At 62.3% G+C, this 21,046-nt stretch carries 20 protein-coding genes, 2 tRNA genes and 1 other annotated feature; of the genes, 8 read left to right on the top strand and 14 right to left on the bottom strand.

Annotation, left to right across the window (positions count from 1 at the left end; translation table 11 throughout):
- Positions 1 to 169: 169 nt before the first annotated feature.
- The 7 genes from ACPW74_RS04315 to ACPW74_RS04285 all read right to left on the bottom strand — a co-directional run bounded on the left by ACPW74_RS04315 (position 170) and on the right by ACPW74_RS04285 (position 7,591).
- Positions 170 to 346 (bottom strand): hypothetical protein, encoded by a 177-nt coding sequence (locus ACPW74_RS04315; RefSeq protein ID WP_425858584.1) that lies wholly within the window; start codon positions 344 to 346, stop codon positions 170 to 172.
- 322 nt (positions 347 to 668) lie between these two features.
- A complete protein-coding gene (locus ACPW74_RS04310) occupies positions 669 to 935 on the bottom strand; it encodes a hypothetical protein (RefSeq protein ID WP_425858583.1) in 267 nt (88 codons plus the stop codon).
- Between the two features lie 430 nt (positions 936 to 1,365).
- Positions 1,366 to 1,788, bottom strand: coding sequence for a YybH family protein (locus tag ACPW74_RS04305; RefSeq protein ID WP_425858582.1), 423 nt, complete (start codon positions 1,786 to 1,788; stop codon positions 1,366 to 1,368).
- A 110-nt stretch (positions 1,789 to 1,898) separates the two neighbouring features.
- Complete coding sequence (thrC, locus tag ACPW74_RS04300) at positions 1,899 to 3,173, bottom strand: threonine synthase (RefSeq protein WP_104454503.1); 1,275 nt, start codon at positions 3,171 to 3,173, stop codon at positions 1,899 to 1,901.
- Positions 3,170 to 4,150, bottom strand: a complete 981-nt coding sequence (gene thrB / locus ACPW74_RS04295) for a homoserine kinase (protein WP_010673589.1) — start codon at positions 4,148 to 4,150, stop codon at positions 3,170 to 3,172. The genes thrC and thrB overlap by 4 nt, the downstream gene beginning before the upstream one ends.
- Before the next feature lie 13 nt (positions 4,151 to 4,163).
- Positions 4,164 to 6,623 carry a bifunctional aspartate kinase/homoserine dehydrogenase I gene (thrA, locus tag ACPW74_RS04290; protein ID WP_288212497.1) on the bottom strand — a complete coding sequence of 820 codons (2,460 nt, stop codon included), beginning with the start codon at positions 6,621 to 6,623 and terminating at the stop codon, positions 4,164 to 4,166.
- Positions 6,624 to 6,680: 57 nt separating this feature from the next.
- Positions 6,681 to 6,815 (bottom strand) — a sequence feature (Thr leader region).
- A 68-nt stretch (positions 6,816 to 6,883) separates the two neighbouring features.
- A complete protein-coding gene (locus ACPW74_RS04285; RefSeq protein ID WP_039039357.1) occupies positions 6,884 to 7,591 on the bottom strand; it encodes a tRNA/rRNA methyltransferase in 708 nt (235 codons plus the stop codon).
- 195 nt (positions 7,592 to 7,786) lie between these two features.
- On the opposite strand from ACPW74_RS04285, the gene aceK reads away from it, so the two are divergent.
- Positions 7,787 to 9,514, top strand: a complete 1,728-nt coding sequence (gene aceK / locus ACPW74_RS04280) for a bifunctional isocitrate dehydrogenase kinase/phosphatase (protein WP_052814840.1) — start codon at positions 7,787 to 7,789, stop codon at positions 9,512 to 9,514.
- 102 nt (positions 9,515 to 9,616) lie between these two features.
- Here aceK and ACPW74_RS04275 read toward each other — a convergent pair whose 3' ends face one another.
- On the bottom strand, positions 9,617 to 10,006 hold the full coding sequence (locus ACPW74_RS04275) for an META domain-containing protein (protein WP_039039356.1): 390 nt from the start codon (positions 10,004 to 10,006) through the stop codon (positions 9,617 to 9,619).
- A 166-nt stretch (positions 10,007 to 10,172) separates the two neighbouring features.
- Between ACPW74_RS04275 and ACPW74_RS04270 the strand changes: the two genes are divergently transcribed.
- Positions 10,173 to 10,649 carry a hypothetical protein gene (locus ACPW74_RS04270; RefSeq protein WP_039039355.1) on the top strand — a complete coding sequence of 159 codons (477 nt, stop codon included), beginning with the start codon at positions 10,173 to 10,175 and terminating at the stop codon, positions 10,647 to 10,649.
- Positions 10,650 to 10,652: 3 nt separating this feature from the next.
- On the opposite strand, the gene ACPW74_RS04265 is transcribed toward ACPW74_RS04270, so the two are convergent.
- Positions 10,653 to 11,132, bottom strand: coding sequence for a putative 4-hydroxy-4-methyl-2-oxoglutarate aldolase (locus ACPW74_RS04265; protein WP_042015815.1), 480 nt, complete (start codon positions 11,130 to 11,132; stop codon positions 10,653 to 10,655).
- 107 nt (positions 11,133 to 11,239) lie between these two features.
- Positions 11,240 to 11,638, bottom strand: coding sequence for a DUF3293 domain-containing protein (locus ACPW74_RS04260; RefSeq protein WP_082180751.1), 399 nt, complete (start codon positions 11,636 to 11,638; stop codon positions 11,240 to 11,242).
- A gap of 386 nt (positions 11,639 to 12,024) precedes the next feature.
- Here ACPW74_RS04260 and arcA point away from each other — a divergent pair, with 386 nt between their 5' ends.
- Positions 12,025 to 12,744 (top strand): two-component system response regulator ArcA, encoded by a 720-nt coding sequence (gene arcA / locus ACPW74_RS04255; protein ID WP_010673581.1) that lies wholly within the window; start codon positions 12,025 to 12,027, stop codon positions 12,742 to 12,744.
- Between the two features lie 140 nt (positions 12,745 to 12,884).
- Here the strand turns inward: arcA and ACPW74_RS04250 are convergent.
- Positions 12,885 to 12,959, bottom strand: a tRNA-Gly gene (locus ACPW74_RS04250).
- Between the two features lie 94 nt (positions 12,960 to 13,053).
- A tRNA-Gly gene (locus ACPW74_RS04245) sits at positions 13,054 to 13,127 on the bottom strand.
- Between the two features lie 201 nt (positions 13,128 to 13,328).
- On the opposite strand from ACPW74_RS04245, the gene cydD reads away from it, so the two are divergent.
- From cydD to ACPW74_RS04225, 4 genes are all read left to right on the top strand, one after another.
- A complete protein-coding gene (gene cydD, locus ACPW74_RS04240; protein ID WP_425858581.1) occupies positions 13,329 to 15,104 on the top strand; it encodes a heme ABC transporter permease/ATP-binding protein CydD in 1,776 nt (591 codons plus the stop codon).
- Positions 15,097 to 16,842: a heme ABC transporter ATP-binding protein/permease CydC gene (gene cydC, locus ACPW74_RS04235; RefSeq protein WP_425858580.1), complete on the top strand. Its 1,746-nt coding sequence runs from the start codon at positions 15,097 to 15,099 to the stop codon at positions 16,840 to 16,842. The genes cydD and cydC overlap by 8 nt, the downstream gene beginning before the upstream one ends.
- A 107-nt stretch (positions 16,843 to 16,949) precedes the next feature.
- Complete coding sequence (gene rcsF / locus ACPW74_RS04230) at positions 16,950 to 17,321, top strand: Rcs stress response system protein RcsF (protein ID WP_010673578.1); 372 nt, start codon at positions 16,950 to 16,952, stop codon at positions 17,319 to 17,321.
- Positions 17,322 to 17,329: 8 nt separating this feature from the next.
- Entirely contained in the window at positions 17,330 to 17,716 is a 387-nt protein-coding gene (locus tag ACPW74_RS04225; protein WP_039039351.1) for a DUF488 domain-containing protein, read from the top strand.
- A gap of 70 nt (positions 17,717 to 17,786) precedes the next feature.
- Here the strand turns inward: ACPW74_RS04225 and ACPW74_RS04220 are convergent, their stop codons facing one another.
- Positions 17,787 to 18,782, bottom strand: coding sequence for an NAD-dependent epimerase/dehydratase family protein (locus ACPW74_RS04220; RefSeq protein WP_270822283.1), 996 nt, complete (start codon positions 18,780 to 18,782; stop codon positions 17,787 to 17,789).
- 316 nt (positions 18,783 to 19,098) lie between these two features.
- On the opposite strand from ACPW74_RS04220, the gene tsaA reads away from it, so the two are divergent.
- Positions 19,099 to 19,803, top strand: a complete 705-nt coding sequence (gene tsaA / locus ACPW74_RS04215) for a tRNA (N6-threonylcarbamoyladenosine(37)-N6)-methyltransferase TrmO (protein ID WP_201936433.1) — start codon at positions 19,099 to 19,101, stop codon at positions 19,801 to 19,803.
- Between the two features lie 70 nt (positions 19,804 to 19,873).
- Here tsaA and ACPW74_RS04210 read toward each other — a convergent pair whose 3' ends face one another.
- Positions 19,874 to 20,995, bottom strand: coding sequence for a beta-ketoacyl-ACP synthase III (locus ACPW74_RS04210; RefSeq protein ID WP_425858579.1), 1,122 nt, complete (start codon positions 20,993 to 20,995; stop codon positions 19,874 to 19,876).
- Positions 20,996 to 21,046 lie beyond the last annotated feature (51 nt).

Raw genomic sequence — 21,046 nt, 5'->3', positions numbered from 1 at the left:
ATTAACATTTTCAGGGTTAATACATGGGATATCATTAAAAAAAACAATTAATTCAGCTTCTAATTATCTATCTTTGAAAGTTGCAAAGTGGTTAGAATCTTAGTTATTTGAAACAGGATATCTGAGGCTCCACCTTTCTGAGCCAGCCACTCCTCGGCTGGCTTACGATTTAATCCCCCCTCCAATCAATACTCCCTTTCAATCCCCCCCCCGCCACAAACTCGGGATCGTGGAAGACCAGCAGCAAGGTGCCCGGATAGTCGGCCAGCACCTGAGTGAGCAGATGACGCGAGGGGGGCTCCAGATGGTTGTCCAGCTCATCGAGAGGCAGTGAAATCTGGGACACCCACCTTTTTGAGCCAGCCGTTAATTGGCTGGCTATATCTCTCATCACACACTGATCTTCCTGGAGCCCGATAAATACCTTGTACACCAGTGTCATTTACCCAGTGGGGTCGCGTGTTCAGACATGGCAATGCCTGACACCAAACAAATGCCAAGGGAGTAAAACGGGATCTATCGGATTAACAAGGTGGCTGATGGCATCGCCGCTGACCACAGTGCTGGGCGAATTGCTGGCAAAAAGGTGGGTGTCCCAATTTGGAAGTCCAAAAACCATCCCGCCCGGGATGGTTTTTTATTGGATGGCTTGAAAGGCAGGGACCTTCTTACCACCGCCCCTGGGGTGGCTGCTGGTTGCGCGACTCCACCATGGCAATGAGGATGGCCATCAGGCTTGATATCAGCATCAGCACCATGGCGATGGGAAACGTCACCAGGATGTAAGAGAAACGCCCGATCTCTGCCGCTGGAGAGTCCGATAGCATGATCATTGGCAGGGGGAATACCAATAACAGGGCCAGGTAAAACATGAGCCTGGCGATCATCAGGGGGGTCTTGAGGGACTGGGTCACTATTTTTCGGTACGGCCACATGATGGTTTGCTCCCTGCACTGTGGTGTTGTTGTTGTCGATAAGCCGCGCCGTCGAGGCATCTGCGGCTCTGCTCGTCCATGAAGGGTGTCAAGCAGTCCCCTGATTAGCAGCCACGGCAGACCGGGTCAACGGGCCACGGGGGGCCGGAAATGACCCACCGACAGGGTTGTGCTGCCAGGGGCGAACATAACAACGAGAGTGCAAACCAGATTCGTAAAAACGTCGCAGTAATCACTGTCAGCGCACTTTCTGCCAGCAGGTTGTGAGGCACAACCAAAACGGGGAGTTGCGCCGTTGGCAGCGCTGTGATGCCCCCTCCCAGGCAGAGCGGCGCCCTGCGTGCGGCTCGGGTTCTCCGGCCTGCATGGCTTGGCTCTTGCTACTCAATCTGGCTAGCCGATCTGGCTACGCCGAGCCAGTGTGACTGCGCTAGTCGGTTGCAGGCCGATCGCCGGGCTGCTGTGCCCCCAGCAGCGTGGTGCCGTAGGAGTTGTCCACCGTGCAGCGCCACTGCCCGCCGGGCTCTTTGCGAAACACATAGGTGGCGCGCCGGGTTTCATCGATCCACCCCTCTCCGCCCGGGTAGCGCAGCCGGGTCTCCATAATTACCAGCGCATTGTCGGCCCCTTCTATCACCTCCATGGCGCCCTGAGTCACCTCGAGCTGCCCCTGAAAGTAATCCGAGATGGCCCCGAAGGCGCGGCGGATGGCGGGGATGCCGCGCACCACCATACCGGGTTTGACCACCAGGGCGGCGTCTTCGGCGTAGAAGGCCATCAGGGCGTCGAAGTCGCCCCGGGAGATGGCGGCGTCACAGGTCTCGATCAGGGTGCGAAGGGGATGCGGGCTCATGCCGTGCTCCTTGTTTCAGGGGTATAGGGCGGGTCCCCCACTCTATACCGGACATAAAAAATCCCCCGCTCTCGTGAAAAAGCGGGGGATCGTCAGCGTCTCATGACGGCTTAACCGAGCAGGAAGGCCTTGAGGCGGCCAAAGTCAGCGGGTAGATCGTGGGACAGGAGCGGCAGCGCGGCGTGCTTGGCGAGCGGGCCCGGCAGCGGCACATCCAGATTCAGGATCTCGTCCACCGACTCCTTGAACTTGGCCGGATGGGCGGTGCAGAGGAAGACCCCAACCTCGTCTTGCCCAAGCTGCTCGTTCAGCAGATCCCAGGCAATCGCCCCGTGGGGCTCGCACAGGTAATCCAGCTGATGCAGGCGCTGCAACGCATCCCGGGTCTGGGCATCGTCACGCATCCCTGAGCCCAGGGTTTCCAGCGCCCAGCCCTTGCGACGGCACAGCTCTTCCACCCGCGGCCAGTTGTTGGGGCGGCTCACGTCCATGGCGTTCGACAGGGTCGCGACTGTCTGGTGCGGCTCCCACTGGCCGGTTTTCAGGTAGCGCGGCACGGTGTCGTTGGCGTTGGTGGCGGCGATAAAGCGCTTCACCGGCAGCCCCAGCGCCTTGGCGATGAGACCCGCGGTGAGGTTGCCAAAGTTGCCGGACGGCACGCTGATGACCGCCTTGGCGCGATCGGCTTTCGGCAACTGGGCCACGGCTTCGAAGTAGTAGCAGACCTGGGCCAGCAGGCGGCTGATATTGATGGAGTTGGCGGAGTTGAGGCCGATGGCGGTCTTGAGCCCTTCATCGTCGAAGGCATCCTTGACCAGCGCCTGGCAGGCATCGAAGTCACCGTCGATGGCGAGGGTGCGGATGTTGCCACCTAAGGTGCAGAAGAGCGCCTCCTGCAAGGGGCTTATCTTGCCCTTGGGGTAGAGGATCACCACTTCAATCCCCTCCAGGCCGTAGAAGGCGTGGGCCACGGCGGCACCGGTGTCGCCGGAGGTGGCTGTGAGGATGGTGATCTTGTCATTGGTTCTGAACGCAGCCAGACACTGGGCCATGAAGCGGCCGCCGAAATCCTTGAACGCCAGGGTCGGGCCGTGGAACAGCTCGAGGGCATAGGTGCCATCTTTGAGCTTCACCAGGGGCGCCGGGAAGGTGAAAGCAGCGTCGATAAGCTCGCTCACCTTGGCAGCCGGTACTTCGTCACCCAGCAGGTGGCTCAGGATGCGGGCCGAGCGCTCGGCCAGCGGCAGATCCAGCAGGGCATCCACGTCGGCCAGCGGCTCCAGGGTCTCTGGGAAGAACAGCCCCTGCTCGCGGCCCAGACCCTGACGCACCGCCTGCGCGAAGCTCACCTGTTCACTCTTGTCCTTGATGTTGTAAAGATTCATAGCTCGCTTCCTGTTACCCGTGCCCCGGCCATGTCCAGTTTGCAGACCCGGGCAAATCCATCTTCATTGCGCACGAAGTGCGCTTCCATCCACTCTTTCATGCGTTCGGCCTGGGCCAGATCCTTCATCACCACGAACACGGTGGGACCGGACCCCGAGATGCCGGTGGCGAGCGCCCCGTTCTGGGCCCCCTGGGCCCGCACCTCGTTGAAGCCTTCAATCAGGGCCGCGCGATAAGGCTCGGCGATCACGTCTTTCAGGACGCTGGCGGCCAGCCCTTCCTGGCGGCTGTAGCTGGCATGCACGAAGGCGGCCAGCCGGCGGCCATAGGTGAGGCAGTCCTGGCGGCGATACTGGGCCGGCAGGATGGCACGGGCGGCGGCGGTGGAGACCACGGTGCCCGGGTAGCAGACCACCCAGTACCACTCGTCAAACACCGGGATGCCCTGGCTGATGACGCCCCCCTCCTCCAGCACCAGCTGCATGCCGCCCAGATAACAGGGCGCCACGTTGTCGTAATGGACGGAGCCGGAGATCTTCCCTTCCATCTCCCCCATCAACAGCAGCAGGTCGTGTTCATTCAGGGGCGCGCCGTGGAAGGCGTTGAGCCCTTCCAGCGCCGCCACCACGCTGCAGGCACTCGATCCCAGGCCCGAGCCCACCGGCAGGTTCTTCTCCAGCACCATTTCCAGCGGCTTGAGACCAAGGCCGCGCTTCTCCAGCGCCTCGCCATAGGCGACCCAGCAGTCGTGGAGGATGTTCTTTTTCGGGTCGTCCGGCAACTTGTGGGCGTAACGGCCCACAGAGGAGAGAGCGAAAGGCACCTCTGCCGATTTGACCTGGACGCGGTCACCCAGCAGGGAGCCATCCACGGGGGCGAGCGCCGCCCCCAGGACGTCAAAGCCCACGCTCAGGTTGGCGCTGGAGGCCGGGGCATAGGCCACCACGCTGCCACCGATTTCTACATTCGGGTTCATCTCTGAACTCATGTTACAGCTCCTGCTTCCAGTTCTGGGTGCGCAGCACGTCGGCGAAGACACCGGCGGCGGTCACTTCGGTTCCTGCGCCATAGCCGCGCAGTACCAGGGGGATGGGCTGGTAATAGGTGGAGAAGAAGGCGAGCGCGTTCTCCCCGTCTTTTACCTTGAACAGGGGCTCGTCGCCACCCACCGCCTTGATGGCTACCTTGCACTTGCCACCCTCGATGGAGCCGACGTAACGCAGCACCTTGCCTTCACGCTGGGCCGCCGCGAACTGGTCGCGGAACCAGCCGTCGGCCTCGGGCAGGCGGGCCATGAAGGCTTCCACGTCGCCGCTCACGTCAAAGCCCGGCGGCAGTGCCTGCTCCACCTCCACATCGGAGAGCTCCAGCCCCATGCCGGCCTCGCGGGCCAGGATCAGGAGCTTGCGAGCCACGTCCATGCCATTCAGGTCATCGCGGGGATCCGGCTCGGTGAAGCCGTTGCCGCGGGCGATCTGGGTAGCCTCGGAGAAGGCCATCCCCTCGTCCAGCTTGCCGAAGATGAAGGAGAGCGACCCGGACAGGATGCCGTCGAAGGCGCGCAGCTTGTCGCCGGCCTTGATGAGGTTTTGCAGGTTCTCGATGACCGGCAGGCCAGCGCCCACGTTGGTCTCGTACAGGAACTTGCGGCGGGTCTGGCGGGCGGTGCGACGCAGCGCCTTGTAGTAATCCAGCGACCCGGTGTTGGCCTTCTTGTTCGGGGTGACCACGTGGAAACCGGCCCCGAGGAAGTCGGCGTACTGGACGGCCACGGCTTCGCTCGAGGTGCAATCGACGATCACCGGGTTGATGAGGTGGCTCTCTTCCACCAGCTTCTTCACCGCCTCCAGGCTGAAACTGCCTTGTGCTTCCACCAGCTGTTCACGCCAGTTGGCGAGGGCCAGACCGTCCTTGTTGACCGCCATCTGACGGCTGTTGGCGATGCCCACTACACGCAGGCCGGTGCCCTGCTCGGCCAGTACCGGCTGCTGGCGGGCAATCTGATCCACCAGGGCTGCACCGACGCCGCCCACCCCGACCACGAAGAGATCGATGAACTGCTGGCTGCCAAAGAAGTTCTGGTGGCACGCCTTGATGGCTTCCGCCACCTTGCCGGAGCGCACGACCGCGGAGATGGAGCGCTCGCTCGACCCTTGCGCGATGGCGACGATGTTGATGGAGGCCTGGGCCAGGGAGGTGAAGAAGCGCGCCGCCATCCCCTTGGAGGTACGCATGCCGTCACCGATGAGGGAGATGATGGCCAGATCGGTCATGATCTCGAGCGGGTCCAGCAACTGGTTCTTGAACTCCAGCTCGAACTCGCGCTCCAGCACCTTGCGGGTCTTGTCGCTGTCGTAGCTGTGGATACAGAAGCTGACACTGTACTCGGAGGACGACTGGGTGATCAGCACGATGCTGACCCCGGCGCGGGAGACGGCGGAGAAGATGCGACCGGCCATGCCCACCATGCCCTTCATGCCGGGACCGGAGACGTTGAACATGCACATGCCGGAGAGATCCGAGATCGCCTTCACCTTCAGATCGTCATCCCCCTGATCGACCCCGATGAGGGTACCCGGACCCTGAGGGTTGAAGCTGTTCTTGATGAGGCAGGGGATGTGGAACTGGGCCACGGGGGCGATGGTCTTCGGGTGCAGCACCTTGGCACCGAAGTAGGAGAGCTCCATCGCCTCTTTATAGGAGAGGGTTTTGAGCAGGTAGGCATCCGGCACCAGGCGCGGGTCGCAGTTGTAGCAGCCTTCCACGTCGGTCCAGATCTCGCAGCACTCGGCGTCCACGCAAGCGGCCAGCACGGCTGCGGAATAGTCGGAGCCGTTGCGGCCCAGCAGCACGGTTTCGCCCTTGTCGCTGCCACCGGTGAAGCCCGGCATCAGGTAGAGGCAGTCAGAACGCAGACCCTTGGCGGCGAAGCGCAGGCGGGAGGCTTCGATGTCCACATGGGCTTCGAGGTAGCCGCCATCGGTGACCAGCAACTGCTCGGGCACGATGAGATCCAGCTCGATGCCGCGCACCCGCAAGAGCTCGTGCATGAAGGCGATGGAGAGGTTCTCGCCACGGCTCAGGATGCGGGCCTGGACGTTGTCCGGGCACAGCCCCAGCAAACGGATACCCTGCATCAGCCGCTCGACCTGATCCAGTTCGCTGGTCAAACGAGCCTGCAGCGCCTTGTCATCCAGCGCGGGATAGGCGGCCTTCAAGCCGGCCAGCAGGCGGGAGAAGATGCCGTTGATCTCGAACAGGGTACTGCTTGCATCCATGCCGCGACTGGTCTGTTCCACCAGGGCGACCAGGTGATTGGTCACCTTGGCCGGTGCCGACAGCACCAGGGCCACCTGGGATTGGCCGTGGGTATTCACCGCGATATCGGCAACCCGCAAGAAACGCTCTGCGTCGGCCAGTGACGACCCGCCAAATTTCAACACTCTCATCGCTATCTCCCTGTATTCCCTGCAAATTGATCTGCTAATTGGTCTAAAAACAATCCAACAAAAAAGGCCCGTACTGGGTGGGTACGGGCCTTTTTCTGATTTCTGTGCTTGTTCGTCAGCGCATCAACCGGCCCCAGTGCCACCTGTGGTGGTACCGGTAATAATGGTGGTGGTGATGACGTTGGTGAATAGCTGCATGACGAACACTCTTGAACGAATCTGGTTGTTAGCAATACCGCGCCCGGCGAGGGGCTGTCAACCTAAACCTCCTTGCCAAACTTGCGGGCAAGGTCTTTGCAGAGCAGATGGAGCATATTGAGATCCCGCTGCGGCAGCATGGGCACTCGGTCCATCACCCATTGATGCAGTTTTTCATCCTGCGAAACTCCGAGTTCACCAAGCAATTCTGCTGTTTTTGATTTCAGCACGCGAACCTGCCCAGCACTCTCGAAATTTTCTGCTACGTCCTGCTCGTCGCTCACTTTCTGGTCATCGAGCAGCGGACTCAGCTCATAGGCATACAGCATGATCGCCTGACCCAGGTTCAGGGACGGGTATGAGACCTTGAGAGGCAGGTAGCTGATGAGATCCACCTGGGCGAGTTGTTCGTTGGAGAGTCCGGACTCCTCGCAGCCAAACACGATGGCCACCTTCTCGAGAGAGGGCTTGGCCCGGATCTGGTCGCGAATGTCCGCCGGGGTGAGGTAGTGCTGGTAGCGGCCGCGCTGCCGGGCGGTGGTGGCGACCACCAGATCCATGTCCGCCAAGGCCTCTTCCAGGGTGTCGAAGGCTTGCGCGTCCGTCAGGATCTCCTGCGCCCCGTGGGCAACCCAGCTCGCCTCCTCCTCTTCGTGCACCCGGCTCCCCACCAGTCGCATGGCATCGAAGCCCATGGTCTTCATGGCGCGGGCAGCAGCCCCCACGTTGGCGGCACGGGCGGGCGACACCAGCACAAAATAGAGTTTCATCGGGTTCTCTCCAGGATGGGGCCGACGCCGCGAACTGCGGCGAACCGTCGGCAAAACAGGGGCGCAATCTACCGTTTATCCCGAAATATTGCCACTTGAACAGATGTTTGGATGTTGCCATAGTGGCCTTGGACGCGAGTCCGCCGCCTCCGGGCACTGACGCCATGGGCCCGACAGTTCACAAGGAAGAGAGAGATGCAGCAGCCATTGGAGCAGGCGGTCGCCGAGACGATCCTGCAACGTTTTGAGTCGTTTTACAGCCGCTTTCTCGAGATAACCCAGGGCAGCAAGAGCCGTTTCGAGAACAGCGACTGGCTGGGGGTGCAGCTCGCCGGTCGAGAGCGCATCCGCCTCTATGATCACCATGTCGGCGCCACCACGGCGCAGATCAAACAGATGATGGGGGAGCAGCTGCCGACCCAGGCCCTGCTCAAGCAGGTGAAAGGCGCCTTCAGCGATCTCCTGCCCCGCTGCGAGAACTTCGAGGTGGCGGAGTCCTTCTTCAATTCCGTCTATCGCCGCATCTTCCGCCATCGCAACATCCGCGACGAGAACCTTTATATCCACCCCTTCGTAAGCCGGGGCGACAAGCCTGACCTGGGATCCTTGCTGCGTATCTATCGCACCGATCTCTCCCACCTGCCCCAGACCCTGAGCCAGCTGCTCGGGGATTACAGCTTCACCCTCCCTTTCGAAGACAAGCAGCGGGACATCATGGACATCCACCGCCATCTGGCAGAGAGCGGCCCGGCCATCCTGCACGAGGAGCCCTTCGCCATCGAGCTGCTCAGGGAAGTGTTCTATCGCAACAAGGGAGCCTATCTGGTGGGGCTCATCCGGGTGAAGGGAGAAGTCTATCCCTTCATCCTGCCCCTGCTCAGCACCGGTCAGAGCATCTATGTGGACACCGTCATCTTCGAGCCAGAGCTGGCCTCCATCGTGTTCGGCTTCGCCCGCGCCTACTTCATGGTCTATGCCCCGGTGCCGGCGCTCTTTGTGGCCTTCCTTCGCCAGATCATGCCCCGCAAGCCGGACTATGAAATCTACAACGCCATCGGCTGCCAGAAACACGGCAAGACCGAGCTCTATCGTCACTACCAGCAGCACCTGGCCCAGAGCCGGGAGCAGTTCGTCATTGCGCCCGGCATCAAGGGGATGGTGATGAGCGTGTTCACCCTCCCCTCCTACGATGTGGTGTTCAAGGTGATAAAAGACGAGTTCACCCCGCCCAAGGAGGTGAGCCACGAGCAGGTGAAGGAGAAATACCGGCTGGTAAAACAGCACGATAGAGTGGGCCGCATGGCAGATACCCAGGAGTTCACCAACTTCGAGTTTCCCCTCGATCGCATCTCGCCGGAGCTGTTGGCCGAGCTCAAGGCGGTGGCGCCCTCTGCGCTTACCCTCACCGCCGACAAGCTGGTGATCAAACACCTCTACACCGAGCGCAAGATGATCCCCCTGAACCTCTATCTGGATCAGGCGGACGAACAGCAGACCCGCCTCGCCCTGGAGGAGTACGGCAACGCCATCCGCCAGCTCGCGGCGGCCAACATCTTCCCCGGCGACATGCTGTTCAAGAACTTCGGGGTGACTCGCCACGGCCGGGTGGTCTTCTACGACTACGACGAGATCTGCTACATGACGGAATGCAACTTCCGCCAGATCCCGCCGCCCCGCTACCCGGAGGACGAGTGGAGCGCCGAACCCTGGTACTCGGTGGCCCCCAACGACATCTTCCCCGAGGAGTTCGCCACCTTCCTGCTGCAAAAGCCCCAGGTGCGGGAGATCATGATGCAGGTGCACAAGGACTTGTTCGATGCCAACTACTGGAAGATGCTGCAGAGCAACATCAAGGAGGGGGTGTTCGAGGATGTCTATCCCTACCGGCGCAAGAAGCGGTTTCGCTTCCAGCGAGGGGGATGACCCGGCATCAGGCACAAAAAGGGACGCCATGGTGTCCCTTATCACATTCTTATGCACGCTGGCGCAGGGGTCGCCTGCGACAGCCTTTGACGAGATCCCGGCTTATTTCACGGCGTCAAAGGTCAGCAAGGTGGCCTTGTCGGCATCCTTGAGTACCAGCTGTTTGCCGCTGATCTGGAAGCTCGCCACCTTCTCCAGGGTCTGCAGGTAGTTCATCTCCTTGCCGGCCAGATCCCCCGCACACATCATGCGCGTCGAACCCATGGCGCCCAGCGTCAACACGCCGTCACCCTGCTCTGTGATGCCGCCAAAGTAGCGGTTGCAGCCGCCCTTGCCCGCCACCTTGTCACCGGCGACCTGCAGGGTGAAGGTATCACCGCTCGCCCCTTGCAGTTGCCAGGTCGATGCCTGCAATTGTGCCAGCGTGGAACCCGTAGTCATGGCGCAGCCTCCCAGGGCCAGAGCGGCCAGCAGGATCAGTTTGTTGTTCATCAGTTCACCTCGTGATGGAGCGTGTCGTAACGACACGGAGTGAGGGGCCTGTGTACCATGGCTGCGGCGTCAATCAAAACTCTTTTATTGTGATCGGGGTTCCCTTTACTCCCCGCTGGCATGTGCCATGCTTGTAGTCCTGTTCGGACCCAGGGAGGGGAAACGAATGGTCAAGTCTCTCGTCATCGCAATGGCATCCAGCCTCGTCTTTTCGGCTCAGGCCGCCGACTGGAGTTTTCTCCAGACCGAATCGGACAACCCGCTCTACGTCAAAAGCTATTCCGGCGTATTGCTCGGCAACCAGAGCCACCTTGGCGACAATTTCGACCTCTGGCTCATCAATACCGGCTATCAATACCCGCTTCAGGATGACATCAGCCTCTATATGGAGGCCGGCCCCGCCATCGGCCCCCAAAGTGGGCAGGCCGGGTTCAATATCAGCTCTGGGGTGCGCTATCGCCTCTCCCCGTCACTCAACATCGGCAGCCAGCTCAAGCAGCTGGAGGTGAGCAAGGCCAGCACTCTGGTTGAGCTCAACAGCAGCCTGCTGGTGACACCCTCCCTGGCCATCACAGCCAATTACGGACTCAGTGCCTTCAGCACGGAACACTTTCTCACTCTGGGCGTGGGCTTCAACTTCTGAGGTTCAGAGGAGCCTGGCGCCGCTCACCAGCACACCGTTGAGGTCGGCGTAGACATAGTCGCCGGGCGCTATGGTCACACCGGCAAAAGAGACCACGGTGTCCAGCGTCCCCAGGCCCCGTTTTTCGGTCTTGACCGGACAGGGGGCCAGAGCCTTGACCCCCAGCGCCAGGGTCGCCAGCGTCCCCACATCCCGCACGGCCCCGTTGATGAGGATCCCCTCCCACCCCTGCTCCACCGCCTTGATGGCCAGCTGATCCCCGAGCAGCGCCCGACGCAGGGAGCCGCCCCCGTCGATCACCATCACCTTGCCATGGCCGGGACGATTGACCAGCTCACGCACCAGGCTGTTGTCTTCAAAGCAGGAGAGGGTCACGGCCTCGCCGTAAAACAGCGCCTTGCCGCCATAGTCCTGAAACAGGGGGTCAGCGATCCTAAGGGCGTCGCCATGTTCATCGCAAAGGTCGGGCAGCAGGTCCAGCATGATCATCATCCTTCCATGGAGTGAAATGTGTCCGCTCATTCTTTCATCATGTCGGGGCGCTGACAATCCACCGGCCGGGTGCCCTGTGCGGATGGCGGGGGGCCATGTCAGCCCGAAGGCCTGAGCCGCCAGCGGGACGCAAGCGCCCCCAGATGACAGGGCGGCCCTTCCAGCAACACGGGCACCAGCCAGAGCTCTCCTTCACGCACCCAATAGAGGGCATTCTGGCCAAATCGGGCGGCCAGCCGGATAGCCTCTGGCAGCGAAAGCGGCAACAATAGCGACGCCTCCTGCCAGCGCTCATCCTCATCGCTCCCCCAGACCTCTCCCATGACGGGACACTCGCCCACTTGCCGGACAAGGGCTCGCTGGCGACGGGCATTGCGGCGCAGCCCCACCCACCGGCTGGCCGGGTTCCAGGCCGTGACAATGGCATAGGCTGGGCAGCTGGGAGGCGCAAAGGGGGCGATGAAGCACACTTTTCTGTAGTTTTCCCACAAAGTCATGTCAACCACATGTTACATCCCATTACATTTATTAAGGGCGAAAAAGCGGGTCAGCCCAAGTATGATGCAGCGAACTCGGGGATTGACTTATATCAAAGCTGAGTTAAAAAGTTGCTATCTGACGGCAAAGAGTGTTGTTATGCGCCTGTTAACTGATAAAATGCAGCAACTTTTGTAATGGACTACCTCTCCGGGCTTCTCTATGTTCAGACTTGTTGAGAGCCCATGTACGGCACAGGGATGCTTGCCGACATAGTTACCAAATTCGCGATGATTCGACCTGATATTCATACCCAGGATGACGTAATAAATTTTCAGGACCGGTCGGATAACGCCAAAGAGTGTTAAAATTTCGATAATTAACTGATAGGAATCTGGGAATACTCATGCAAACACCACATATTCTGATCGTCGAAGACGAGCTGGTCACCCGCAACACCCTCAAGAGCATCTTCGAAGCCGAAGGCTACATCGTGCTGGAAGCCAACAACGGTGACGAGATGCACCAGGCCCTGACCAGCCACACCATCAACCTGGTGATCATGGACATCAACCTGCCGGGCAAGAACGGCCTGCTGCTGGCGCGCGAGCTGCGTGAAGATGACAACATCGCCCTGATGTTCCTGACCGGTCGCGACAACGAAGTGGACAAGATCCTAGGGCTGGAGATCGGCGCAGATGACTACATCACCAAGCCGTTCAATCCCCGTGAACTGACCATCCGTGCCCGCAACCTGCTGAGTCGCACCATGAACGTGGCCGCCGGTGGCGAAGAGAAGAAGCTGGTAGAACGTTATCTGTTCAATGGCTGGGCTTTGGACATCAACAGCCGCGCCCTGGTCAGCCCGGCTGGCGACATGTTCAAGCTGCCCCGCTCCGAGTTCCGCGCCATGCTGCACTTCTGCGAGAACCCGGGCCAGATCCAGACCCGTGCCGAGCTGCTCAAGAAGATGACGGGCCGCGAACTCAAACCCCACGACCGCACCGTGGACGTGACCATCCGCCGTATTCGCAAGCACTTCGAGAGCGTGGGTGACACCCCGGAGATCATCGCCACCATCCATGGCGAAGGCTATCGCTTCTGCGGCGAGCTGGAGCAGGAGTAATCCTCCCCACTCCCGAGTTGAAAAGGCGCCCTGTGGCGCCTTTTCCATGTCTGCAAGTCCGCCCCCCCCAGGCAACTTGCCCCCTCAAAAAGAGCACAACAAAAAGCCCACTCGCAGGAGTGGGCTTTTTGTGTGAAGGCTGGAGCGGGCAGCGGGAATCGAACCCGCATCATCAGCTTGGAAGGCTGAGGTAATAGCCATTATACGATGCCCGCTAGGCATCAAAACGTGCTCGGTGTGATGGGGAATCCCCACGACAGACAGCCATCTGGCTGATATGGACAACGGCGCGTGCCGCCATCTGGAATGTGGAGCGGGTGATGGGAATCGAACCCACGTATGCAGCTTGGGAAGCTACCGTTCTACCATTGAACTACACCCGCGTCAGTGGCCTCTACTATATGCATTTTGCCGCCGAGCGCAATCACCGACCTCGCATTTTTTGCCATAAATCAAGCTGTTCGGCCAACTAATGAGCATGAAGCCGATTTTTCACACAATGATGTTCATCCGCCCGGTTCTGCAAGGTTGCCAAGCCGTGGGGGCGACGATAGTCTTGCGCCACTCGTTTGAGGAGGGTGGTAATGGACAAGAACAGACAGAAACATCTCTATGGCTGGTTGCGCAAACAATCGGGCCATGGTCGGCGCTGGATCGGCATCTCCATCGCCTTCGGGCTGGGTCAGGGCGTCCTGATGGTGATGCAGGCCTGGTTGCTGGCGACCCTGCTGCACGGTTTCATCATCGAAGGCTCCACGCCGGAGCACTCCGCCCCCCTCTTCATCAGTCTGTTGCTGGTGACCCTGACCAAGGCGGCCCTGGCCTATGGCCGCGAGGTGGCGAGTTTCAAGGCGGGCAGTGCGGTGCGCCAGGCCATCCGTGAGCTGGTGCTCACCCGCCTCGCCAGGCTCGGCCCTGCCTATATCCAGCGTCGCCCCGCCGGTAGCTGGGCCAGCCTGCTGCTCGAGCAGATCGAAGAGATGCAGGACTTCTTCTCCCGTTATCTGCCCCAGATGGCCATCGCCGTCTTTATTCCCCTGGTGATCCTGGTCTCCGTGTTCCCGGTCAACTGGGCGGCGGGCCTCATTCTGCTCGGCACGGCCCCGCTCATTCCTCTCTTCATGATCCTGGTGGGGGTGGGCGCCGCCGATGCCAACCGCCGCAACTTCCAGTCGCTGGCGCGCCTCTCAGGCCACTTCCTCGATCGCCTCAAGGGGCTGCGCACCCTGCAGCTTTTCATGCGTACCCGGGCGGAAGGGGAGGCCATCCGCGATGCATCGGAAGATTTTCGCGAGCGCACCATGGAGGTGCTGCGCCTCGCCTTCCTGAGCACGGCCGTGCTGGAGTTCTTCGCCGCCATCGCGGTGGCCCTGGTGGCCGTCTACTTCGGTTTCTCCTACATCGATCACCTCAACTTTGGCAGCTATGGCGTCAAGGTCACCCTCTTTACCGGCCTGTTCGTGCTCTTCCTCGCCCCCGAGTTCTACGCGCCGCTGCGGGAACTCGGTGCCTACTATCACGCCAAGGCACAGGCCATTGGCGCCGCCGAACAACTGCTGGAATTTCTCGAGGCCGACGTGAGCGAACCCGCCTCCGGGACGCTCCCCTTCCATGCGGATGGCCCCGTCAAGGTAGAAGCCCGCAGCCTGGAAGTGCTGAGCGCCGAGGGCAAGGTGCTGGTCGGTCCCCTCGATTTCACGCTGGAAGCCGGCACGCGCACAGCCCTGGTCGGCATCAGCGGCGCGGGCAAGAGCTCCCTGGTCAACGCCCTGCTCGGTTTTGCCCCCTATCGCGGTTCCCTGTGCGTCAACGGAGTGGAGCTTCGTACCCTGGACATCAGTCAGTGGCGCCAGCAGCTAGGCTGGCTCTCCCAGAATCCCCAACTCTTCCACAGCTCCCTGCGGGACAACCTGCTGCTGGCCAGACCATCCGCCAGCGACGCCGAGCTGGAATCCGCGCTCAAGCGCGCCCAGGCCTGGGAGTTCGTCAATGAGAAAGGGCTGGACTATCGGGTCGGGGATCAGGCGGGCGGCCTTTCCGTCGGCCAGGCCCAGCGCATCGCCCTTGCCCGTACCCTGCTCAAGACGACCCAGATGATGGTGCTGGATGAACCCACTGCCAGCCTGGATCGCCATTCTGAGCGGGCCGTCATGAGCGCCCTCGAACAGGCCGCACAAGGTCAGACCCTGCTGATGATCACCCACCGCCTCGATCAGCTCAGCCAGATGGACAACATCCTGGTGCTGGCGCACGGCAAGCTGGTGGAGCAGGGACGTTTTGCCGCACTCGGCGAGGCCCAGGGCCCCTTCGCCCGCCTCCTGTCGCAATCCCAAGGTTTCGGAGACTCTCTCGATGACTGATCTATTGCCGTTCCTGCGCCTTTATCGCCAGCACTGGCTCAGCCTCTCCATCGGCCTGCTGCTGGCCCTGGTCACCCTGGTGGCCGGCATGGGCCTGCTCTCCCTCTCCGGCTGGTTCCTCTCCGCCGCCGCCGTCGCCGGGCTGGCGGTCGCCACCCGAGACACCTTCAACTACATGACCCCTGCGGGGGGCGTGCGTTTCTTCTCCATCGTGCGCACCGCCAGTCGCTGGGGCGAGCGGGTCGTGAGCCACGACGCCACCTTCCGGGTGCTGACCCGGCTGCGGGTCTGGTTCTGGCAAAAGCTCTCCCCTCTCTCCCCCGGCTCCCTTGCCGGTTTTCGCCAGGCTGACCTGCTCAACCGTCTGGTGGCCGACATCGATGCCATGGATCACGTCTATCTGCGCCTCATCACCCCCATTGGGGCGGCGCTGCTGAGCTGCGCCGGGCTGGTCTTCTTCCTCTCCTTCTTCGATGGTCGCCTGGCGCTGACGCTGGGAGCCATTCTGCTCTTTGGCATGCTGGCCTTGCCCCTGGTCTTCTATTTTGCCGGGCGCGCACCGGGCCGCCAGCTCATCGCCGAGAAGTCCAACCTGCGTACCCGCATGGTGGACTATCTGGACGGCCAGGCCGAACTGCAGATGTTCGCCGCCGCTCCCGAGGCGCTCACCGGATTGCAGCAGGCGGAGCAGGCCCTGATCAGGGCCCAGGCCCGCATGGCCCGCGTCAGCGGTCTGGCCGCCTTCTCGGTGCAGTTGCTGAGCGGCTGGACTCTGACCCTGATGCTCTGGCTGGCCGGTCACGGCGTCGGTGGCAGTTCCCCTGACCCCATCACGGCACTCATGGTGTTCGCTACCCTGGCGAGCTTCGAGGCGCTGCTGCCACTGGCCGGTGCCTTCCAGCACCTCTCCACCAGCCTCACCTCCGCCCGCCGTCTCAACGAGATCCTGCAAGAGGCCAAAGCGCCGGAGTGGGGAGCACAGCAAGCCCCCGCTGCCCGGGGTGCCGTGCAGATAAGCGACCTGCATTTCACCTATCCAGGCCAGGATGCCCCCGTGCTGCAAGGGTGCACCTTGCAACTGCATGCCGGGGAGAAGCTGGCGCTGCTGGGGCAGACCGGCTGTGGCAAGTCCACCCTGATGGGGTTGCTGACCCGGGAGTGGACGGCCCTATCGGGGGAGATCCTGCTCGATGGCAAGCCCCTCACCGATTACAGCGAAGAGGCGCTGCGCGCCTCCTGCTCCGTGGTGAGCCAACGGGTCCACCTGTTTGCCGATACCCTGCGTGGCAACCTCACCCTGGCCGCCCCCGGAGCCAGCGACGAACGGCTCATCGAGGTGCTCACCCAGGTGGGGCTCGGAACTCTGCTCCACGATGAGGGTGAGCAGGCCGAACAGGGACTGGATGCCTGGCTCGGGGATGGCGGGCGTCCGCTCTCCGGCGGGGAGCGCCGCCGCATCGGCATCGCCCGCGCCCTGCTCCACGATGCACCGCTCTGGCTGCTGGACGAGCCCACCGAAGGGCTCGATACCCAGACCGAACGGGAGATCATGGATCTGCTGCTGACCCTGGGGGCGGATCGCACCCTGCTGCTCATCTCCCACCGCCTGCTGGGGCTGGAACGGATGGACAGGGTAGCCCTGATGGAAGAGGGTCGCATCCGTTTGTGTGCCCCCCACCAGGAGCTGCTGGAAGATGATCACTACCGCAGCCTGCACCGGCGACTGGCCCCCGCCTGATCCGGGGTCGTCTCGCTACAATCCATTGATATGGCTAAAAATGGGGCTGGTCGCCATCGGCGACTGCCCCCTATAATGGCCCACTCGCCACCCAACAAGATGCCGATATGAAACGCCTGATCCTGATGATGCCCCTGATTGCCTCCGGTTGCGCCGACTTCGCCTTCAACAGCAATCTGGACAAGGAAAACTTCGACGAGTACTTCAAGCCGGGGAGCGTGCGGATCTACGAGCAGAGCGAGCTCGCCGACCTCAACTACCTCTACCTCGGCACCGTCGAGGGGGAATCCTGCCAGAGCGATGCCAACCAGGCGGTGCCCAATGCCGGTGAAGCCCGCACCCTGGCCCGCCGCCGCGTGGCGGACATGGGGGGCAACGGCGTCAGCTTCGACAAGTGCGCCGAGTTCAGCGACGTGCCCGGCTGCCTGAAGCAGGTGATCTGCTACGGTCAGGCGCTGAAAGTGGCCGAAGAGAAGTAAGTCCTGCCATGGCGATCGCCATCGTGCGACTCGGCAGCCCCCGCCTCGAGGATGAGGGACTTCGCATCGGCACCGTGCGTCGCCCCCCTCGCGGCGTGCCCAAAGCGGCGTTCGCCAGCCAGGATTGGTACGACGTCTGGTTCCCCAATCTGGCCCCCAGCGCCGAGACCATGAAACTCGGTCAGACTGCCGACACCCCGGCCCGGTGGACCGCCTTCTGCAAGCAGTACAAGGCCGAGATGGCCGCCCCGGCCGCGAAGCACGATCTGGCCCTGCTGGCCGCCCTCTCCCACACTACCCATTTCTCGGTGGGGTGCTACTGCGAACAGGAGTCCCGCTGCCATCGCAGTGTGCTGAGGACCCTGCTGGCCGACGCGGGGGCATTGCTGCGCTGAGCCCCGTCATGGATGAACACCCCACATGAGAAGAGGGCACCCTGGGGTGCCCTCTTCTTTATGATGTCGGCTAATGCGCATTCGATGACAAGGAAACCTCCACTCGTCGTCGCAAGGCCTGTTCCTCGTCATGGGTCATGCCCGGCAGCGGCCCCCGGGGGTTGCTGGCAAGCCATCCCACCAGATCGTCAACCGTCTCCTCCAGGGGGCGAAAGTTCAGCCCATGAACGATGGCGGCCTCGGCGCTGATGGTGCCATACCCAGCATACTCGGGCAGCTCGTTTGGCAGCAGCGTGGGATAGCTTTGCCAGGGCGCCACCCCTGCCGCCATCAGGTCACGCCAGGGAGCCCACTCGAGCTGCAAGGGGGTCGCTGGCGTCAGCCGGGCAGCGAGGCGCTCCACCCAGTCGTTCAGTGCGATGCCGGGCTTGATCAGGTTGAAGCACCCAGCGAGTCGCTGCTCGGCAGCCCGCAGCACGAACTCGGCGCAGTCGCGCACATCCAGGTATTGCAGCCTGTCCTCCCCCAGCCCCGGCAAGAGCCAGGGCCCGCCCCGCTGCACCCGCCTCACCCACCAGGCAAGACGAGCGGTCGGGTCAAAGGGGCCGCAGAGCACGCCGGGGCGCAGGGTGCACAGGCGATCTCCCCAGCGGGCGCGATACACCGACTCGCACAGCACCTTGAGGGGGCCGTAGTCGGTGGGCGCTCCTGCTATCTCGTGCAAGGGGGCCGACTCATCCATGCCGGGTTGGGAAAAATCGTGATAGACACTGATGGTGGAAATGAAGATGAGCCGATCACAGCGCCCCAGCAGAGCGTCAGAGAGTCCTTCGGCCTGTTCGGGGCGATAGCAGCAGGTGTCGATGACCAGATCCCAGTGCAGCCCTTCGCCCCGCAAGGGGGCCAGGTCCCCGTCTCTGTCCCCGTGAAGCTGGGTCAGCTCCCGCCAATCCGGGTGCTGGCGGTGGCCGCGATTGAACAGCGTCACCTCGTGCCCCCAATCCAGGGCTAGCGTGGTCAGGTGGCGACCCAGAAAGCCGGTGCCGCCGATAATCAACAATTTCATCCCTGTCTCTCCTCTATGGCGCCCTCTCCTTGCAGCCCCTCCACGGGCAGCCGAAACGGCCATGGCCTGGCATGGTGAGCACACGTCCCAGGCACGCTCTGATGCCGCCAGGCATATCGTCATGGTGCGGGCAGCAGGCTCCTTGCCCGCTCCCCCGCCACCCCTTTTGCCGCCCCACCCTACGCAAGTTGGCACCAGGACACAGCCCCCGGGCACCGGGTCTGGGATCGGGATCACAGGGGCCGCGTCCTGGTACTCCCCCTGCGTTTTCGGCGTGCCTGTGCTACATTGCCCGGGTTTTCAGCCAGGATCCGCCATGAAGTTCGATATCGATACCCTAGGGATCATCCGCTCTCCCTACAAGGAGAAGTTCGCCATACCCCGCCAGCCCGGCCTGGTCAGCGCGGCTCGCGCCCGCCTCGAACTGCTTCCTCCCTACGATCAGCCCGATGCGCTGCGCGGCATCGAGCAATTCTCCCATCTCTGGATCAGCTTCGTGTTTCACCAGACCATGGATCAGGGCTGGCACCCGACGGTGCGCCCGCCGCGCCTCGGCGGCAACGAGCGGGTCGGGGTCTTTGCCACCCGCTCCACCTTCCGCCCCAACCCCCTTGGCCTCTCCGTGGTCGAGCTGCACGGGGTGGGACGTGAGCGCGGCAAACTCTGGCTCGAGCTGGGCGCCGTGGACTTGCTCGACGGCACCCCCGTCGTCGACATCAAGCCCTATGTCCCCTATGCCGACAGCCTGCCCCACGCCCGTGGCGGTTTCGCCCCCGATGCCCCCACCCCGCCGCTGGCGGTGAGCTTCAGCGCCCAGGCCGAGCAGCAGCTCGCCCCCTGGCTCAAGGCCCACCCGGAGCTGCGTGAACTGGTGAGGGAGGTGCTGGCCCAGGATCCCCGCCCTGCTTACAAGAAGGGCAAGCCGGATGACAAGGTGTACGGTGTCAGATTGTTCGATGTGAACGTGCAATTTCAGATAAAAGAACCGCAATGTCAGGTGCTGACCATCGAACCCGCTTGAAAAAAGCCTCTCGGGCAGCATGAAAAAAGCCACCCTCCCGGGTGGCTTTTTTATGGGCAAAACAGGGTGCTCAGCGCCGCTGCAGCAGCAGGCTGCCGATGGAGTAACCGGCGCCAAAGGAGCAGAGCACCCCGCGAGCCCCGCTCGGCAGATCCTGGTTGAAGAGGTGGAAGGCGATGATGGAACCCGCCGAGCTGGTGTTGCCGTAGCGGTCGAGGATGACAGGCGCCTCCTGCTGGCTGGCGTCGTGGCCCAGCAACTTGCGGCCGATAAACTGGTTCATGGTGAGGTTGGCCTGATGGAGCCAGAGCCGGCTCAAGCCATCGGCCGCCCATCCCTGCTCCGCCAGCTGGGAGGCTATCTGATCGCACACCAGGGGCAGCACCTCCTTGAACACCTTGCGCCCCTGCTGGCGGAACAGCTTGTCGTCGCCGTAGCGGGTGCGCGGGCTGAGCCGGTTCAGGAAGCCGAAGTTGTTGCGGATGTTGTTGGAGTACTGGGTCACCAGCTTGCTGGCCACCAGTTGCCAGGGGTTGGCCACCTGGCAATCGGCCTCCCGCTCCAGCAGCACGGCGGTACAGGCGTCTCCGAAGATGAAGTGACTGTCCCGATCGCGGAAGTTGAGGTGACCCGAGCAGATCTCCGGATTGACCACCAGCGCCAGCCGGGCGGTACCTGCCGCCAGCATGTCTGTGGCGGTCTTGATCCCGAAGGTGGCGGAAGAGCAGGCCACGTTCATGTCGAATGCCAGGCCGCTCGCGCCGAGATAGTGCTGCAATTCGATGGCCAGCGCCGGGTAGGGGCGCGGCATGTTGGAGGCAGCGACGATGACAAGATCGATCTCCCCCGGTTCACGACCGGCGGCAATCAGCGCCTGCTCGGCGGCCGCCACCGCCATCTCCACCATGATGGAAGGCTGATCGTCCGGGCGCTCCGCCATGAGCGGTTGCATGATGTCGGGATCCAGCACCCCCTCGCTGCTCACCAGATAGCGGCTCTTGATGCCGGAGGCCTTCTCGATGAACTCGCAGCTCGAGTGCTGTTTGGCAGGCAGCTGCCCTGCATCGATGGCGGAGGCGTTCTCCTCGTTGTAGAGATCCACGTACTGGTTGAAGGCCGCCACCAGCGCTTCATTGCTGACGGCAAAGGGAGGGGTATAGAGGCCTGAGCCACTGATTACGATAGAGGTCATCTTTGCTCCTGGCCGGGTGCAATCCCGGCTTGTCTGTTTTTTAGGGTTCAG

It is taken from the genome of Aeromonas sp. INTO2 (assembly GCF_049860605.1).
Classification (GTDB): Bacteria; Pseudomonadota; Gammaproteobacteria; order Enterobacterales; family Aeromonadaceae; genus Aeromonas; species Aeromonas caviae.
This window is presented reverse-complemented; position numbering and strand designations above follow the sequence as displayed.

What these genes read in the sequence shown, in the direction of transcription:
- ACPW74_RS04220 (WP_270822283.1), bottom strand. Translation starts at nt 18,782, where the DNA reads ATGAAATTGTTGATTATCGGCGGCACCGGCTTTCTGGGTCGCCACCTG.
- thrA (WP_288212497.1), bottom strand. Translation starts at nt 6,623, where the DNA reads ATGAGAGTGTTGAAATTTGGCGGGTCGTCACTGGCCGACGCAGAGCGT.
- rcsF (WP_010673578.1), top strand. Translation starts at nt 16,950, where the DNA reads ATGAAACGCCTGATCCTGATGATGCCCCTGATTGCCTCCGGTTGCGCC.
- cydC (WP_425858580.1), top strand. Translation starts at nt 15,097, where the DNA reads ATGACTGATCTATTGCCGTTCCTGCGCCTTTATCGCCAGCACTGGCTC.
- ACPW74_RS04305 (WP_425858582.1), bottom strand. Translation starts at nt 1,788, where the DNA reads ATGAGCCCGCATCCCCTTCGCACCCTGATCGAGACCTGTGACGCCGCC.
- ACPW74_RS04210 (WP_425858579.1), bottom strand. Translation starts at nt 20,995, where the DNA reads ATGACCTCTATCGTAATCAGTGGCTCAGGCCTCTATACCCCTCCCTTT.
- thrB (WP_010673589.1), bottom strand. Translation starts at nt 4,150, where the DNA reads ATGAACCCGAATGTAGAAATCGGTGGCAGCGTGGTGGCCTATGCCCCG.
- ACPW74_RS04270 (WP_039039355.1), top strand. Translation starts at nt 10,173, where the DNA reads ATGGTCAAGTCTCTCGTCATCGCAATGGCATCCAGCCTCGTCTTTTCG.
- arcA (WP_010673581.1), top strand. Translation starts at nt 12,025, where the DNA reads ATGCAAACACCACATATTCTGATCGTCGAAGACGAGCTGGTCACCCGC.
- aceK (WP_052814840.1), top strand. Translation starts at nt 7,787, where the DNA reads ATGCAGCAGCCATTGGAGCAGGCGGTCGCCGAGACGATCCTGCAACGT.
- ACPW74_RS04275 (WP_039039356.1), bottom strand. Translation starts at nt 10,006, where the DNA reads ATGAACAACAAACTGATCCTGCTGGCCGCTCTGGCCCTGGGAGGCTGC.
- thrC (WP_104454503.1), bottom strand. Translation starts at nt 3,173, where the DNA reads ATGAATCTTTACAACATCAAGGACAAGAGTGAACAGGTGAGCTTCGCG.
- tsaA (WP_201936433.1), top strand. Translation starts at nt 19,099, where the DNA reads ATGAAGTTCGATATCGATACCCTAGGGATCATCCGCTCTCCCTACAAG.
- cydD (WP_425858581.1), top strand. Translation starts at nt 13,329, where the DNA reads ATGGACAAGAACAGACAGAAACATCTCTATGGCTGGTTGCGCAAACAA.
- ACPW74_RS04285 (WP_039039357.1), bottom strand. Translation starts at nt 7,591, where the DNA reads ATGAAACTCTATTTTGTGCTGGTGTCGCCCGCCCGTGCCGCCAACGTG.
- ACPW74_RS04310 (WP_425858583.1), bottom strand. Translation starts at nt 935, where the DNA reads ATGTGGCCGTACCGAAAAATAGTGACCCAGTCCCTCAAGACCCCCCTG.
- ACPW74_RS04265 (WP_042015815.1), bottom strand. Translation starts at nt 11,132, where the DNA reads ATGCTGGACCTGCTGCCCGACCTTTGCGATGAACATGGCGACGCCCTT.
- ACPW74_RS04225 (WP_039039351.1), top strand. Translation starts at nt 17,330, where the DNA reads ATGGCGATCGCCATCGTGCGACTCGGCAGCCCCCGCCTCGAGGATGAG.
- ACPW74_RS04260 (WP_082180751.1), bottom strand. Translation starts at nt 11,638, where the DNA reads ATGACTTTGTGGGAAAACTACAGAAAAGTGTGCTTCATCGCCCCCTTT.